Origin of the sequence: Candidatus Uabimicrobium amorphum (assembly GCF_009002475.1) — a bacterium.
Classification (GTDB): Bacteria; Planctomycetota; Uabimicrobiia; order Uabimicrobiales; family Uabimicrobiaceae; genus Uabimicrobium; species Uabimicrobium amorphum.
This window is the reverse complement of sequence record NZ_AP019860.1, coordinates 3,270,254-3,284,176: the sequence shown is the minus strand read 5'-3', so window position 1 is coordinate 3,284,176 and position 13,923 is coordinate 3,270,254. Positions and strand designations below refer to the sequence as shown.

General features: G+C 38.3%; 13 protein-coding genes. 2 read left to right on the top strand and 11 right to left on the bottom strand.

Annotation, left to right across the window (positions count from 1 at the left end):
* Window positions 1–29 precede the first annotated feature (29 nt).
* From UABAM_RS11695 to UABAM_RS11645, 11 genes are all read right to left on the bottom strand, one after another.
* Complete coding sequence (locus UABAM_RS11695; protein ID WP_151968187.1) at window positions 30–992, bottom strand: AAA family ATPase; 963 nt, start codon at window positions 990–992, stop codon at window positions 30–32.
* A 9-nt stretch (window positions 993–1,001) separates the two neighbouring features.
* On the bottom strand, window positions 1,002–2,771 hold the full coding sequence (locus tag UABAM_RS11690; protein WP_229759389.1) for a hypothetical protein: 1,770 nt from the start codon (window positions 2,769–2,771) through the stop codon (window positions 1,002–1,004).
* A gap of 41 nt (window positions 2,772–2,812) precedes the next feature.
* On the bottom strand, window positions 2,813–3,562 hold the full coding sequence (gene cdaA, locus UABAM_RS11685) for a diadenylate cyclase CdaA (RefSeq protein WP_151968186.1): 750 nt from the start codon (window positions 3,560–3,562) through the stop codon (window positions 2,813–2,815).
* A gap of 38 nt (window positions 3,563–3,600) precedes the next feature.
* Complete coding sequence (locus UABAM_RS11680; protein WP_151968185.1) at window positions 3,601–4,110, bottom strand: LPS assembly lipoprotein LptE; 510 nt, start codon at window positions 4,108–4,110, stop codon at window positions 3,601–3,603.
* A gap of 4 nt (window positions 4,111–4,114) precedes the next feature.
* Window positions 4,115–5,023, bottom strand: a complete 909-nt coding sequence (bamD, locus tag UABAM_RS11675) for an outer membrane protein assembly factor BamD (protein WP_151968184.1) — start codon at window positions 5,021–5,023, stop codon at window positions 4,115–4,117.
* Window positions 5,016–5,771, bottom strand: a complete 756-nt coding sequence (gene recO, locus UABAM_RS11670) for a DNA repair protein RecO (RefSeq protein ID WP_173013258.1) — start codon at window positions 5,769–5,771, stop codon at window positions 5,016–5,018. Before recO ends, bamD begins: the two co-directional genes overlap by 8 nt.
* A gap of 11 nt (window positions 5,772–5,782) precedes the next feature.
* A complete protein-coding gene (locus UABAM_RS11665) occupies window positions 5,783–7,063 on the bottom strand; it encodes a hemolysin family protein (RefSeq protein ID WP_151968182.1) in 1,281 nt (426 codons plus the stop codon).
* Window positions 7,064–7,448: 385 nt separating this feature from the next.
* Window positions 7,449–7,844 (bottom strand): type IV pilus modification PilV family protein, encoded by a 396-nt coding sequence (locus tag UABAM_RS11660; protein ID WP_151968181.1) that lies wholly within the window; start codon window positions 7,842–7,844, stop codon window positions 7,449–7,451.
* Window positions 7,823–8,395 carry an SAM-dependent methyltransferase gene (locus UABAM_RS11655; RefSeq protein ID WP_151968180.1) on the bottom strand — a complete coding sequence of 191 codons (573 nt, stop codon included), beginning with the start codon at window positions 8,393–8,395 and terminating at the stop codon, window positions 7,823–7,825. Before UABAM_RS11655 ends, UABAM_RS11660 begins: the two co-directional genes overlap by 22 nt.
* Complete coding sequence (locus tag UABAM_RS11650) at window positions 8,376–10,409, bottom strand: protein kinase family protein (protein ID WP_151968179.1); 2,034 nt, start codon at window positions 10,407–10,409, stop codon at window positions 8,376–8,378. Before UABAM_RS11650 ends, UABAM_RS11655 begins: the two co-directional genes overlap by 20 nt.
* Before the next feature lie 90 nt (window positions 10,410–10,499).
* Window positions 10,500–11,147, bottom strand: a complete 648-nt coding sequence (locus UABAM_RS11645; RefSeq protein WP_151968178.1) for a hypothetical protein — start codon at window positions 11,145–11,147, stop codon at window positions 10,500–10,502.
* A 130-nt stretch (window positions 11,148–11,277) separates the two neighbouring features.
* Here UABAM_RS11645 and UABAM_RS11640 point away from each other — a divergent pair, with 130 nt between their 5' ends.
* Window positions 11,278–12,330 carry an LVIVD repeat-containing protein gene (locus tag UABAM_RS11640; protein WP_151968177.1) on the top strand — a complete coding sequence of 351 codons (1,053 nt, stop codon included), beginning with the start codon at window positions 11,278–11,280 and terminating at the stop codon, window positions 12,328–12,330.
* Between the two features lie 194 nt (window positions 12,331–12,524).
* On the top strand, window positions 12,525–13,913 hold the full coding sequence (locus UABAM_RS11635; RefSeq protein ID WP_151968176.1) for a neutral/alkaline non-lysosomal ceramidase N-terminal domain-containing protein: 1,389 nt from the start codon (window positions 12,525–12,527) through the stop codon (window positions 13,911–13,913).
* Window positions 13,914–13,923: the final 10 nt, after the last annotated feature.

The following is a 13,923-nucleotide window of genomic DNA, read 5'->3' as shown; positions in this document are numbered from 1 at the left end:
GTAAAGTTGCGTAGGCAAATACAAAAAGTTTATTGGTCTTCATCGAGAGGTACAACTACGCTGTTCAGTATTTTGTGTATAATCTTTGGAGCATCTGTACCACTAATATGTGATTGGGGGTTTGCAATGATGCGATGACAAAGAATAGGAAGAGCTAGCTCTTTTACCATCTGTGGCGTTACAAATTCTTCGTTATTGAAGAGTGCATAGGCTTGACAAGCTCTCATTAACGCCAAGGAAGCACGGGGGCTCGCTCCAAGGTTTATGTCTTTGCTTTCTCTTGTGGCGCGAACAATTGCGACTAAATATGCTTTTACACTATCAGAGATATGCATATCGCAAATTTTTTGCTGTAGAGCGTGAATTTCCTCAGCGGTAATCACCGGCTTTATATCTTGTAATGGATGATGTTGTATTTGCGCGTTGAGAATGGCAATTTCTTGTTGCTCACTTGGATAGCCGAGTTGGATACACATAAAAAAACGGTCGAGTTGCGCCTCGGGCAAGGGGAAAGTTCCATGCTGCTCTACAGGGTTTTGTGTGGCAATGACGAAAAATAGTTCTGGTAGTGCATGTGTTTCTCCGTCAATTGTTACCTGCTTTTCCTCCATGCACTCCAGTAGACTAGACTGGGTACGCGGTGTTGCACGGTTTATTTCGTCGCCTAGAATTATATTCGCAAAGATCGGACCTTCGCGAAATTCAAAATCTAGGTTTTTCTGGTTAAATATCGATACACCCGTAACGTCATTTGGTAGAAGATCCGGAGTAAACTGTATGCGATTAAATTTTGCGGAGATGGACTTTGCAATCGTTTTGGCGAGCACCGTTTTCCCGACTCCAGGCACATCCTCTAGTAATAAATGCCCTTTGCAGAGCAAGGTGATAAGCGCCAAGCGTACGGCTTTTTGTTTTCCGACAATGACTTTGTTGACATTCTGCTCTAATAGTTGCAACTTTTGAAGTACAGATGAATGTTCATTTTCTTCCATTATATATTCCTACTCACATTCTAGCCAACGAAACCAAATGGGATGATTCTGACGATACCAATTCAATACTTCTTTGAGTATTTTTTGCTTTTCTTCGGTAATTACATCTATGGGGATGCGATTAAAGTATATTTTAATGTGGTTATTATCTAGATATTCCAACGCTTCGGAGCAAAGAGTTTGTAATTCGTTGCGAATTCTACCTGAGTCAGAGACTTTTACTGCACGCTCTTCATAATTTTCACCGTTCATAAATCTAGTGAGGAGAGGATTAAACACTAACTGACTTTCCTCTAAAGATTCTTGTAAGCGCAAAGATATTTTAACTTCTTTACAACCTTTTTTGGTGGCTAGGCGTACGGTAACACGATAAATATTCTCCGCAATTTGTTCAACTCCCTCCGCTCCGGTGTACGGATCGGGAAGAATGTAGCCACAAATTCCCATAACGCGCCAAACTTTTTCTGGAAAAAAATCACCAATGCGCAAATCCACATTCATGGGAATACCTGCATTTTTTGCCTCGTAGATATAGTTTTTATATTCTTCGATTTTTTCTGCGGGTAATTCTTTGGCAAACAACTTTTCTAACTGTGAAGCAAACTGTGGGCTTTCAGGATTCAAATGCATAACTTGACTCTCTTGCTCATAGCTTAGTTCAAATTTCGAAGAGAAGAGAGCGATAGATGCATGGATGTCAAGTAGGGGAGATAAACTAGCGGCCTGAACGGCTTCTGCGGATGCGGCATAGCCATCACAAATGAAAACGTGCTGTTCTCCCGTTGTACTATCCGTCCAATTTTTTACGAGGAAACACGGTTTGTACGTTCCTGAATCGGTAAATGCGTTTAGCTCACTTGGTAGTTTCCAGTCGCTGTCAACAAGATGCACTCCTAGCTTTTCCCATGTATCCCATAGTGAGCCAATGCGCTTTTTACGACTTTCTCCGCGCAAGGTCCATACATGTACATTTTTGGCCTCTAAGCCGGGATAAGAATGAAGTATCATGTCCAAAACTTTTTCACGTGGGGTGAAGAAATTTAGAAGTAATGAATTTTTTTGTGCGTTGCGCTGTACTTCCCCTGGGACAATGAGGTTTCCCATATAACCTTCATAAGGTTTGGTCATACAAAGTGGTTGGTCAAAAATGTGAATAATTGTTAGAGGACCTGTTTCCTTGCCTTTCGCAAAACGCGATGTATTTTCCAATGTGTCAATCGCGGCACCCCAGATGGTGATATTTGATTTTTTGATGTCGTGATAGAACATGTCCCATGTATATTCATCGTTGTTGATGAGATTTTTTACTTTGTCTTCCAAAAATTTTGCCACTTGTGGACGAGCGTATATGCGTCCAAATCCAAGCAGAGGGTTAGAACCCATTTCCGGCGTTTCCCCTACTTTTGGCATAAGTCCTTCACCAAGACATACCATGATCGCATGATTTTCCGGTAACGAACGCGATAAGTACCACAAACTTTCACTCATCACATAAGCCGTGATAGCGTCGGCATCTTTTTTTACTTGATTGAGTTCTTTTTTCGCCGCACCTTTGCCATCACCGTATCGACCGAAGAGTTTACCTCCCAGGGCTGTTACTGCCGCTGTCATTACTAGTGCGCGTTCCAATCCTGGCTCCACAAAAGATAAATCGTCTATCTTTTGTTGCTCCCAAACCTCATCCACATCTTCTAACCACAGATGTAAGCGTCCTAGTATAGAACGAGTGTCAAATGCCCATTGGGCAATGATATTTTTTTTGTTTATTGAAGTTGTCACTGTAAAACCTATCGTTAAATAACTAAAAAACGAATAATCCCTTAGTGTGTTGTTTGATAGATAACTTCTGCTAATTTTTTGCGTAGCTCTTTTTCGGAAACGCGGTGAGAAACTTGGCCGTTGTCACAAATGGATATCCATCCTTCTTCTTCAGAAACGACCAATACAATGGCATCTGTTAACTCGGAAACGCCCAATGCTGCGCGGTGTCTCATGCCCATAGATATCGGTAGTTTTTTTTCCGATAATGGGAAAAAACAACAACATGCGGCAATGATTTCTTTGCGAATGATTACTCCGCCATCGTGTAGAGGAGAGTGTGGAATGAATATTGCCGTTAGCAATTCCCTACTGACGTTTGCCCCCAAATGTACACACTGTTGATTTAAATAATCCCCAAGTCCTGTGTTCTTTTCAATGGCGATTAGAGCACCAATGTTATGTTCAGCCAAGAAGAGAAGAGATTCGCAAATTTCGTCGTCAATATTCTTGTTTGTGGTGAAAGAGCCTAGTGTAACTAAATTACCTAAACGATTTAAAAACTGCCGTAGTTCAGGCTGAAATATCACGACGACAGCCAAGAGATATATATCGAGTGCCTTATCTAAAACATTGCGAAAATTTTGCAGCTCTAGGTGATCTGTCACAAGGGGGGTGAATACAAACAATATAATAAATACGAGTACATAACCTTTGAATATACTTTTTCCCTGTGTACCTTTTAGAGCATACAATCCCAAACAAAAAATAACTAAAAGTATAATGATTTCCCAACTAGCATTCCATAACATAGCAATGTCTCTTGATAAAGTTATCTATCATGTAAAGGTTATTCCTGGTATTGTTGAATTGGCCCCATCACAGGGCTTTCCATGGTATAAATGATTTTTCGTGCTAAATCGCGCAAACCGTCATCTGTTTCGTCTGCTAGATTTTCACCGCGAATGAAATTAACTTCAAAACGATGGCGAACATTGGTTTTTGGTATAACATCGCGTCCAGTTCGTAGATCAATCCACTCAATTCTAGCAGTAACGGTTATGTCTAAAACGTCGACGTTGCGGTTGTCGTTTTTTATCACCGAGCGAAAATTAACATCTATTATGCTACCAATTAACTTTGTTTGTGCCTGGTACTCATTGGTGACATTTAGCGATGTTTTTACTAATATTTCATCGACAACGGCAGGGGTTAATATAAATTCAAAATCGCGAAATAGTGTTGTATTGGTAAATGTCGGAACGCATATGGTCTCAATGCCTTTTGGCATCAAAGTTCCCATGCGGTAGCCACAACTACACAACAAAGAAAATAACAAAATCACACTTAAGTTTTTCATATGACTAACTTTTGCCAATTCTTTTCAAAAGAAGCTTTGCCTTTTGCGCAGACCGTGTACGAGGGTATTTACGCAGAACGTATTGCAAATATATTTTTGCAGAGTGTAACTTGTCACGGCGGATGTAAAACTCCGCAATCGATATTTCCTTACGCGCTAAACCTTCGGTGATATCGTTCTGTGCTTTTTCTGCCGCTTCAAATTCATTGGTATCACCGTAAGAATCTACATAACTGTCAATTTCTTTTTTGGCATTTTTTAAAGGAGTCACATCGTACTCGTCTCCTTTATACAGCTTTTGTAGGCAGGTGATTTTTAGATATTTGGCGCGTGACAGCCATTCGCTTTGCTTGTGTTTTTTGATCAATTCTTCGTATTCCACTTGTGCTTCTTGGTATCTTTTGTTTTTGTAATAAAAGTTGGCGATGGCCATTTGTGCATCATCGGCAAATTCTGCATGAGGAATACGATTAATCACACCACGCAGTATCTCAACGCCTTTTTCTGGAGGAGTACTGGTTTTGCCACGAATAATACTATAGCCTATTTCGTATTGTTTTTCTGCAATCGTTTGAATTTTTTTACTCGAAGGATTGGATTTTAAAAATTGATTCAAATCTTGATAAGCTCTATATTTGTTGCCTGAATCTTCGTTTAATTTTGCCAATAAAAATAATGCCTCTTGACCTTCTTCTGAATCAGGGAAATATTCCCAAGCTGTTTCAAATGATTCTTTTGCAGCGGCTTTATCACCTTTTTTTAGAAATTTTTTACCATTTTCTACAAGTTTTTTGGCTTGATCTTGATTATTGTACTCGGTATTAATCCATCCTTGTGGTGTCCATATCCATTTGGCGTGAATAGGTAAATGCACTATTAATATTAAGATTAGAAGAACTCGGTGTTTACTCATAACTATTTCCTATCAACTTAAACGTTCGCAATTCTTTATATAGAAAACTATGTAAATAAAAGCGAAAAAACATATTTAGTTCATTTACTATGCGCTGTGAGAGATTAATTTTTTTTAAGCCTGTCCATGGCATTACTTCTAAGTTTTGTAGCGTTCTCAACGTTTGCATCGAAATTTGTAAAAAGGCACTTTCCGTATTTGCTTTGCAACGACGGCAGACAATGCCCGATTCTTTAGGTATAAAAAAAACGTAGGAGCCAACAAGGGGCTTTGTGCACGCACAGCATTCTGTCAGGATAGGCATAACCCCAAGTAAAATGAATGCCTTTATTTGAAAAAAAAAACGCGTTTTTTCTGCATTTGCTCCCAGCGACAGGTATTTTAAACTTGTATGTAAAAGTTGGAACAAGCCCTGGTTGGGATCATGGGAAGTTGTGCATTCGTTTACAAAATCAAGTAAATAGAAAGCATTGTACATATACTTTAGGCTAGAACGTATACCATAAAAGTAGTCAATAATTTCAAATTCTCTTACAATGGCAAGGACATTGACGTCTTTTTCTCGATACACAATTTCTACATGGATTGTCGGTTCAAAAGTTCCGGCAAATTGTTTGGCGGATTTGTTACGTGAACCTTTGGCCAACATGCTGATTTTACCGTGATGTTTTGTGTAAAGGGACATGATTTGGCTAGAGTTACTATAATTAATGCTTTTTAAAACAATTGCCTCTTCTTTGATTATCAAGTAAAACGTCCTTAAGAACTTTGTTTTATCGAATTGCAATCCACCATTAAAATCCGATCTATACGTCGTTCGCCTGCTTGTAAAACTCTAAATTCTTTGCCTTCAAATTGGTAGGTTTCTCCTTGTAGTGGAACACGTCCCATTTGTGAAAATATAAACCCGCCAATTGTGTCATAACCTTCGTCAACAGGTATATTTAACGCAAACTGTTCATTGATTTCTTCTACATGAACACGAGCATCGAGCTCTACGCTATTCTCATCAATGAATTTAATTTCCTCATAAGTTTCGCGATCGTGCTCATCTACAATCTCGCCAACAATTTCTTCGAGAATATCTTCTACAGTGACTATTCCAGCAGTTCCACCATACTCATCGAGAACAATTGCGATATGTAGCTTTTGTTCTTGAAATTCCTTTAACAATTTATTAATGGGTTTGGTTTCTGGAATAAAATACGCTTTGCGCATCAAATCAGCGATAACAAGCTTATCTCCATCTTTTTCTGCCCAATAATTTAATAAATCTTTAATATAGAGAATGCCTACGATATGGTCTCTATTTTCTTTAAAAATAGGAATTCTAGAGTAACCAGCTTCGTTGGCTACTAGCAAAACATTTGATACGGAATCTTTCATACTTGCGCACACCATATCTGTTCGCGGTGTCATAATTTCTTTTGTTTCGACTTCGCGTAGATCGATGATTGCTTCGATCATGTTTTTTTCGCTTTTTTGAAAAATACCTTCTTCTTCGCCTTTTGATACCACATCTAAAATCGCTCTTTCAAAAACAGCTGAGGAAGCTCTTGCTCTGGCAATAAATATAGTATCTAAAAACTGTATAAATTTTGATAATGGCCACACAAAAATAATACCTAGCCAATACAAGACGGACATAATGGGTAGGGCAGATGTTATTATTCTTTCTGAGTAGCGATGCGCCAAGTACAATGCGACAATATCTGTAAACAAAAGAGGGAGAAATGATATTGGTACACTGTACATAATATGCACGTTTTTCACTTGGGCATTTTTGCTAAAAAGCAAGACAACACTTGCAACAAATACTACCTTGGACAAAACAGCAAAGAAACTGGTCGCAATAAGTAAATCTGACCCTTTGGTCATATACTTTTGTATTTTATCTTTCGCTTTTTCTGTCTCAAGTAACTCGTCTAGTTTTGTATAAGAGAAGTTATTGTATACATATTTTGCAAGTTTACAAAACATGGATAGTATTAATGAGCCTGTAATAAAGAAAAGCAGACTACTCCCAGATGGATCGTCCAAAAAAATCTATCTCCTACAAAGGTTACCAAAAAACATTCGTGTTTTTTAGACTAGGGCGTGTCATCAATTAACCTTCATTCACTATTGAGCCCTTTTAAATACTAGCGTCGTTGCTCCTTATTTAAATAACCTAGCTACGAGGCATACGGAGCGCCTAGCTAGAATTTACAATGACTTTAATATTAAATAAACTTTAATTGATGACACGCCCTACGGGCAAATTAAATTTGTCAACTACAATTTAACCACGAAACGCAAACATTATCAATGTTTTGATTTGTGAATTATTTTAAAGTACATTTTTTATAGTTTACTACGTAAATTAACGGCTTTCAAGTGAGAGTTGTTTCTCAATAATTTACTCACTGACCATAAGAAAAGCTGACTACGGCTCCTGTTGTATCGAACGATACATGACTGTTCTAAATTCGAATTCGCGCTCTTGTCCGCGGCGTTGATAAAAAATTTTTAATTTAATGAGCAGCGCATCGTCCCCCACATCAATCCATTTAAGCTGGTATTTGTAGTCGGGAAAGTGAATGCTTTTTCCTTCGTATATGGGAAGTAACACTTTGCCTTTGGCGACATCAACGTCTTCGAATTCCGCCATGATCGACTCTGCGACTAGAGTGGCTATTTGATGATCCAGTGATTCGTTATATGTGTTGACGGCAACGGCAAATAGACTCCATATACTCACGCTACCTAAAACAAAAATAACCAAGGCAATCAGTATTTCAAGTAGAGTAAATCCACCTTTTACTTTTTTAGATAAAACCATGCTTCCGTATTCCCTCCACTTCCTTTGTATGGGGAGTATACATATTTGATTTCGGAAAAAGAATCACATATCGCACTCTCGATATTGCGAAGAATTTCTGGTATTTTGTCTTCCGCGAGCACACCTTTTTCAAGTTCGCTTTTCTCACATTCGTATTGAGGTTTTATCAAAGATAGAATGACACCATCATCTTTTAAATTTCGTAGTGCTGCAGGTAAAATTAATTGTTGTTTTGTCCAACCAACATCAATAGTAATGATATCGAGTTTTTGCGGAGAAAGCCAATACAATGCGTTTTTTCGTTCAAACACCTCTACACGTGAATCATTGCGTAGTTTCCAATCTAGGAGTCCATAACAAGTATCTACAGAGTACACTTTCTGTGCACTGTGATGTAAGAGGCAATCTACAAATCCTCCTTTATGGCTACCTAAGTCAGCGGCAACTTTGTTTTCTACATCGCAGGAAAAATGTTCTAAGGCAAATTGTAGTTTTAAGCCACCTTTTCCTACATAGATGCAATCTTTGGGTCTATTTGATTTTGCTCTCATATTTTTTCTGTATGAAATCTTTTACACTGTGTGAATTTTTAAAGTTATTTTCTTCATCGTTTACTTCCAGAAAACGAATGATATTTTCTCCAAAGTCAGGTAAATAATTGTCTATTTCCGCATTGATATCGAAACTGCGCAAATAACAAATTTGTGCAACACGCATGACATGATCAATGACAAGTGACTCAAAAATGTTGTGACATTTTTTTTGTTGCAGCGAGTTATTTATTTCTTGGTCTTGAAATGAGAATGTTTGTATAAGGCTTTGCGGTAGTTGCGTTTTTATTTTTTGCCGCATTTGTAGCATTTTGGACTCATCATGGAATGAGTTATTTACCTTCTCAAAAAATGGCAATAGATGTGATGGCTCAGAAGAAAAAGCAAGACACATTTTTTGTAGTTTCGCAAAAAAATGCGGGTTATTTAAGAAAAAAATTTTCAAAGGAATAAATTTATTATTTACATAAACGAAAATTTTGATCAGTGTTTCGTCTTCTATGTCGATTTGCAAGTTAACCGAAGCGTCGTCGCGGTTTTGTGTTGTGGAAAGTGCTGGTATACGGCGTTTGGTCAAGCGTTGTACCGTGCTTCTCTTTATATTCATAAACCTTTTTGTGGTATTCAAACCGATTCTGCCAGAATTGGTGCGTGTTTGTGATGCATCTTTCGGGGCTCCTGTTTTTTTATATTTATTTGTTGCCTTCACAAGCCGCGGAGTAATGGCGAGCACCTTGGTGATCATTTTGGGTAGATATTCTACGGATACAGTGCTGCCGCGATCTTTTAAATAGGTCTCACACCCCATCATGTTCACTTTTGGTTTAGAGTACAGGCGCAACAATTCGATTACTCTGCTTATTCGCGTTTTTATTTCCTCAAAATATCCCTCGCGGGAGATGCGCTCAAAGACACTTTTTTGATATTGTTCAAAATGTTCTTCATGGTAGTTTAAAGAGGTGTCTTTAAATAGATCAATATCCTCGTTTATCTTCGATTGATGAGCTTGCGCGATTCTTTCTTGGCTAGTTAAAGAGCGTGGAGGATTGAGTTTGTTTTCCATATAGCGGGGCATAAAGATGCTTTTTAATACTCTTTCTAGCATGCCTACACAAACACCCTCGGTAAACTTCGCAAAGTAGTTGATAATATAGTGCTTGTTGTTTTGTCGCATTAGTAGAGCCAACTCGCTGGGTAGATATTCCGGAGATGTTTGCTGGATGAATTGATTGTAGCGAAAACGCGGCTTTACTTTTTTGGAAATATAAGAAGGGTCTATTAATCGAATCTCTTTGCGTTTATTAAGACGTATGTTATCCGGTCGTAAATCGCGAAAATAAATACCTTCGGCAGCATGATAGCACACCATCGCTACTAAATCATATACACACTGCAAAACTTCTTCTGTTGGCATTTCCCTGAGATGAGTTTCAATCGCATAGGGCATAAAATGACAAAACATGAACGGAGTATTGATGAGGTCGTTGTAGTTTAGAATTTCTTTTTCAACGGCGTCGAGGTGTTCATTTGGAATTAGTAAACTGAGAGATTTACGCAATGAAAAACGCAAGTCCTCCATATCTAGATTTTTCTTAATCAAACTCTTGTCAAACAGATAGGAGTATTTTTCAATGGTTCCTTGATAATGGTCCGGTAAAAAAAGAGAGTGTCCCTTGATTCGGGCCAAGTAACTCTTTATCACATAGTTGCTAATTTCCATTTCGTCCAATTTGATAATGTCTTCAATATCATTCACAAATAAATCGAAGCATTCTCTAGGACGATATAGCGCGATATCTGTGTCTTTCAAAGAGGCAATTTCGGGTAAGGGGAGTGTCCCTAGAATTTCAATTACTTTGGCTTTCTCTACTCTTTTGAATGCTCCACGCCCGATTTCTTTGTCCACTTCCAAGAAAAAAGTACAGTAGTATCTTTTGCCAAATATAAGATACTGGACAGGGACAACAAGTGCGTTTTGTGGGATTGGCTTCCCCAGTAGGTTGCGGTAGAGCATGAATTATGGTTCCAACGAAGACAGTGTTTTCCAGGACTTTAGAAGAAATTAGTGTACACCAAATGCGGCATTTTTGTCAATTAAATAACCTCATAAGTTGCCAAATACAGCGCCACCGCACAAAAAATAAGCGATTATTCCATAATAGACTACATCATATATTGTTACAATGTAAAACGGATGGCGCCTTTTCTCTAAGGTTTTAGGAGACAAAATAGGCTTTTCGTCGTTGTATTGGATTTTTTGTAGGTGTTTGACGTATTGTTCTAGGTCTTTTTCTGCATATATTTTCACTGTCTCATTGCTGAGGAATTTGATGATGAGTCCTTCATGATCACGGTTTTCAACAAAATCAACTTTCTTTATCGTTGTATCCCCATCAGAATCTAATAAGTTGTATATTGTGAGACCGCGGAAATCAAAATACACTAGGTAACGATGATCGCAAAACAAACAAGACTCCGTTTGGTGTTGGTAGTGACGTATCCAGTAAGCAAATAAATAGCAGAACGTCAGTACTACGATTAGAGACGTGTCATATGCTCCTATACCCATAAAAAATAACGCGGGGAAAATAATGAAGCAACCTAGAAAGAAGTAGTAAAGAAATTCGACGTCACCATCGTAGGAATAGCAAAAGATGGCTTGTTCGCTCTTTTTTTGACGAAGATTTTTAATTTGGAGTAAGGTTTCTTGTGAAATGCAGGGAAACGATACCCGACTTTTAACCGTATGCATAAATTTCTCCTCAACATGTATGTCCACAACTCGCGAAATGTTACCAAATGAGCCTTGGTTTTTCAACACAATAAGAGTATTATTGTTTTGATAAGTTATATACGGATTGTTAAATAATTTTGGAGGTAACATGCTAAAATTTATTATTGTTTTTATGTCGATATGCGTCAGTTTTGCAGAAATGAATACAACGACTTGGTTTCCTAAAGATTTAGAGGACGATGGGGTTATTCGTAGTTTTTGCCTTGGGAAAGAAAAGGTTTTTTTGTTGGCCATACAGAAGCAGAAGCACAAAAATATTCCGCGACTATACGTTGTCGATATCAAAGACCAGGGCAATATCAAGGCTGTGGGGAATTTTACATTTCCACAGAAACTGGGGAAAAATTCCCTTTACATTTCTGGGAGTAGCTTGTTAGCTCACAAAGATGGTTATGTTTATATCGTGCCCCCAGGAAGTTATCGTACCAGCCTTTTGGTATTTAATGTCAAAGATCCACGTAACATTCGTTTTGTCAAAGAAGTACCGCTATTTCAAAACCGCGATTTTATTCACTATGTGGAAATGCCTGTACATATAGCGGTGTCTGGGAACTTTTTATTTGTACAAACCTCACGTGGGCTTTCCATTGTAAATATTGCACAAGCAGATAAATTTACTATCGTGCAAGAAGTAGACGATATAGTTTTTTTGGGGACATCCGCCAATAGTTTGTACTACGGCACACAAAAAGATTCTTTGGTTTTTTACTGCGAAGATTTTACTAAGTCAATACCAGAATTAAACTACATCGAGAGTGATCCACAGATGCGCGCAGATAATTGTCAGTTAGCAGTCGTTGGTAGTAGCGATTCTTCAGCGTTATTCACTGTTGTAAAGTACAAAGGAGACAGCACCACCCATCGTTTGAATATGCTAAAGACAGACAATAAAAATGCACTGCGTATGGATTGCAAATCGTGGGAGTGGAAAAAAATGATTGATAAAAGTAGCAATATCAGTTTTCCATATGTTGCTTTGCAGCACAAACAGGTTACCGAAATATATAAATTACAGCAAGAAGGTGCTCCACAGTTTGTGACGAAGCTTGCCTTAGAGAATACGGGTTTTTTGCAACTTCGCGGCAAAACTCTTTTTACATGTACAGACAAGGATGGTTTGGTGATTGTTTCTGGATGGTAAATTTTAGCAAAGAAACAAACCACATCCCATGTGGACGTACTTTGTTTTGGTAGTAATTCTCTGTAACCAAAATCGTTAGAGTTAAAACCGTATCTATATATAAAATATCGATCTATTGAATCACATGAATATTTATAGTATAATGACAACATTTATTTAAATAACGTTTAGTTAATTTTAAAGGGAGGTTATAAATGAAGCGCTATGTTGTTGTTCTATGTATGATATTGGCTGCTTTCATGGTAGTTCCTACGGCAGTACATGCTGAGGGAACTTTGCAAGCAGGCGTTGCTAGCGCGGATATGACACCTGAAATAGGAGTACCACTCGCTGGTTATGGTGGTGGAAAAAGACGTTTGGATTTTCCTGATTTAGATCCATCTAACTATAACGTTCTTCTCGCTCCGTCAGAGGGCGTACTTGATCCTCTAATTACCAAAGTGGTTGTTATTCAAAGTGGTGATACGAAAATTGCTATCGTAAAATCAGATGCATGTGGTGTTCCACAACATCTCGTAAAAGACGTAGCAAAAAAAATCAAAAAAACAGGTATCACACTTGAAAACTTATGTATCACAGGTACACACACTCACTCTGGTCCAGGTGCAATGATCGATAGTATTTTTTGGTCAGTTGCTGCTGTAGATATCATGGACAAGCGCATTTACAAACCTTTTGTTCGCAAAATTGCTGATTTGATTATCGAAGCCGACAGCAAGTTGCAACCAGTGCGTATTGGAACATCTACTTCTCTTTCTTTCAATCTAACACGTAATCGTCGTAAGCATCCAGGTGTTTTCGATCCGATGATTGGTGTTTTTCGCGTGGAAGCACTTGATGGCAAACCTCTAGCGATCCTTTTCAACTTTGCTATTCATGGTACATGCTATGGTTCTAGCAATATGAAATTTTCTGGTGACGTGATGGGGGTTGCTGAACGCAATATTGAAAAATCAATGCGTGACAGAAATATGCCAGCAATGGCGATGTTCATTAACGGTACAGAAGGTGACGTTTCTCCGAATGGTGGTAAAGCGAAAGGTGCAGAAACAGTTGGTAATCAATTGGGTAACGCCGTAACAACTACTGCTCTTGCTCTTCGTGCGCAGGACAATGTCAAAATCTCTGTAGCAAACAGAACCATCAAATTTCGCAAAGCACACCTAAACATCGATTTATGGGAAGACCGCGATGATGCAGAGTTAGATTGTTGGGGAATTCACGAGTCACTAAAGAAGATGTATCCTAACCTAAATGATAAGCTGAAAATAGAAGTGACCGGACTAGTTCCTATGTCTTTTCGTTTGCAAACAATTCGCATAGGGGACTCCGTGATTGCTTGTATGCCAGGTGAGGCACTGACTGCTATTGGCGTATCTCTAAAAGCAATAGGCAAAGACCTTGGCTTTAAGAACGTATTTGTTTTTGGTCTTGCAAATGGCCATATGGGATATGTTTGTGATAAAGAAAACTTTGATGAAGGTGGATACGAAGCGATGTTGAACCTATATGGACGTAACCAAGGCGATGACATTATTGCTTCTTTCCAAGAAATGTTTACCGAACTCGCAGACAAAAAGTAAAGGAAGTTTT

Bases quoted from the DNA above. Each gene is read 5' to 3' on its own strand.
- UABAM_RS11695 (WP_151968187.1), bottom strand. From the start codon at position 992: ATGGAAGAAAATGAACATTCATCTGTACTTCAAAAGTTGCAACTATTA.
- cdaA (WP_151968186.1), bottom strand. From the start codon at position 3,562: ATGTTATGGAATGCTAGTTGGGAAATCATTATACTTTTAGTTATTTTT.
- UABAM_RS11680 (WP_151968185.1), bottom strand. From the start codon at position 4,110: ATGAAAAACTTAAGTGTGATTTTGTTATTTTCTTTGTTGTGTAGTTGT.
- bamD (WP_151968184.1), bottom strand. From the start codon at position 5,023: ATGAGTAAACACCGAGTTCTTCTAATCTTAATATTAATAGTGCATTTA.
- UABAM_RS11660 (WP_151968181.1), bottom strand. From the start codon at position 7,844: ATGGTTTTATCTAAAAAAGTAAAAGGTGGATTTACTCTACTTGAAATA.
- UABAM_RS11655 (WP_151968180.1), bottom strand. From the start codon at position 8,395: ATGAGAGCAAAATCAAATAGACCCAAAGATTGCATCTATGTAGGAAAA.
- UABAM_RS11650 (WP_151968179.1), bottom strand. From the start codon at position 10,409: ATGCTCTACCGCAACCTACTGGGGAAGCCAATCCCACAAAACGCACTT.
- UABAM_RS11645 (WP_151968178.1), bottom strand. From the start codon at position 11,147: ATGCATACGGTTAAAAGTCGGGTATCGTTTCCCTGCATTTCACAAGAA.
- UABAM_RS11640 (WP_151968177.1), top strand. From the start codon at position 11,278: ATGCTAAAATTTATTATTGTTTTTATGTCGATATGCGTCAGTTTTGCA.
- UABAM_RS11635 (WP_151968176.1), top strand. From the start codon at position 12,525: ATGAAGCGCTATGTTGTTGTTCTATGTATGATATTGGCTGCTTTCATG.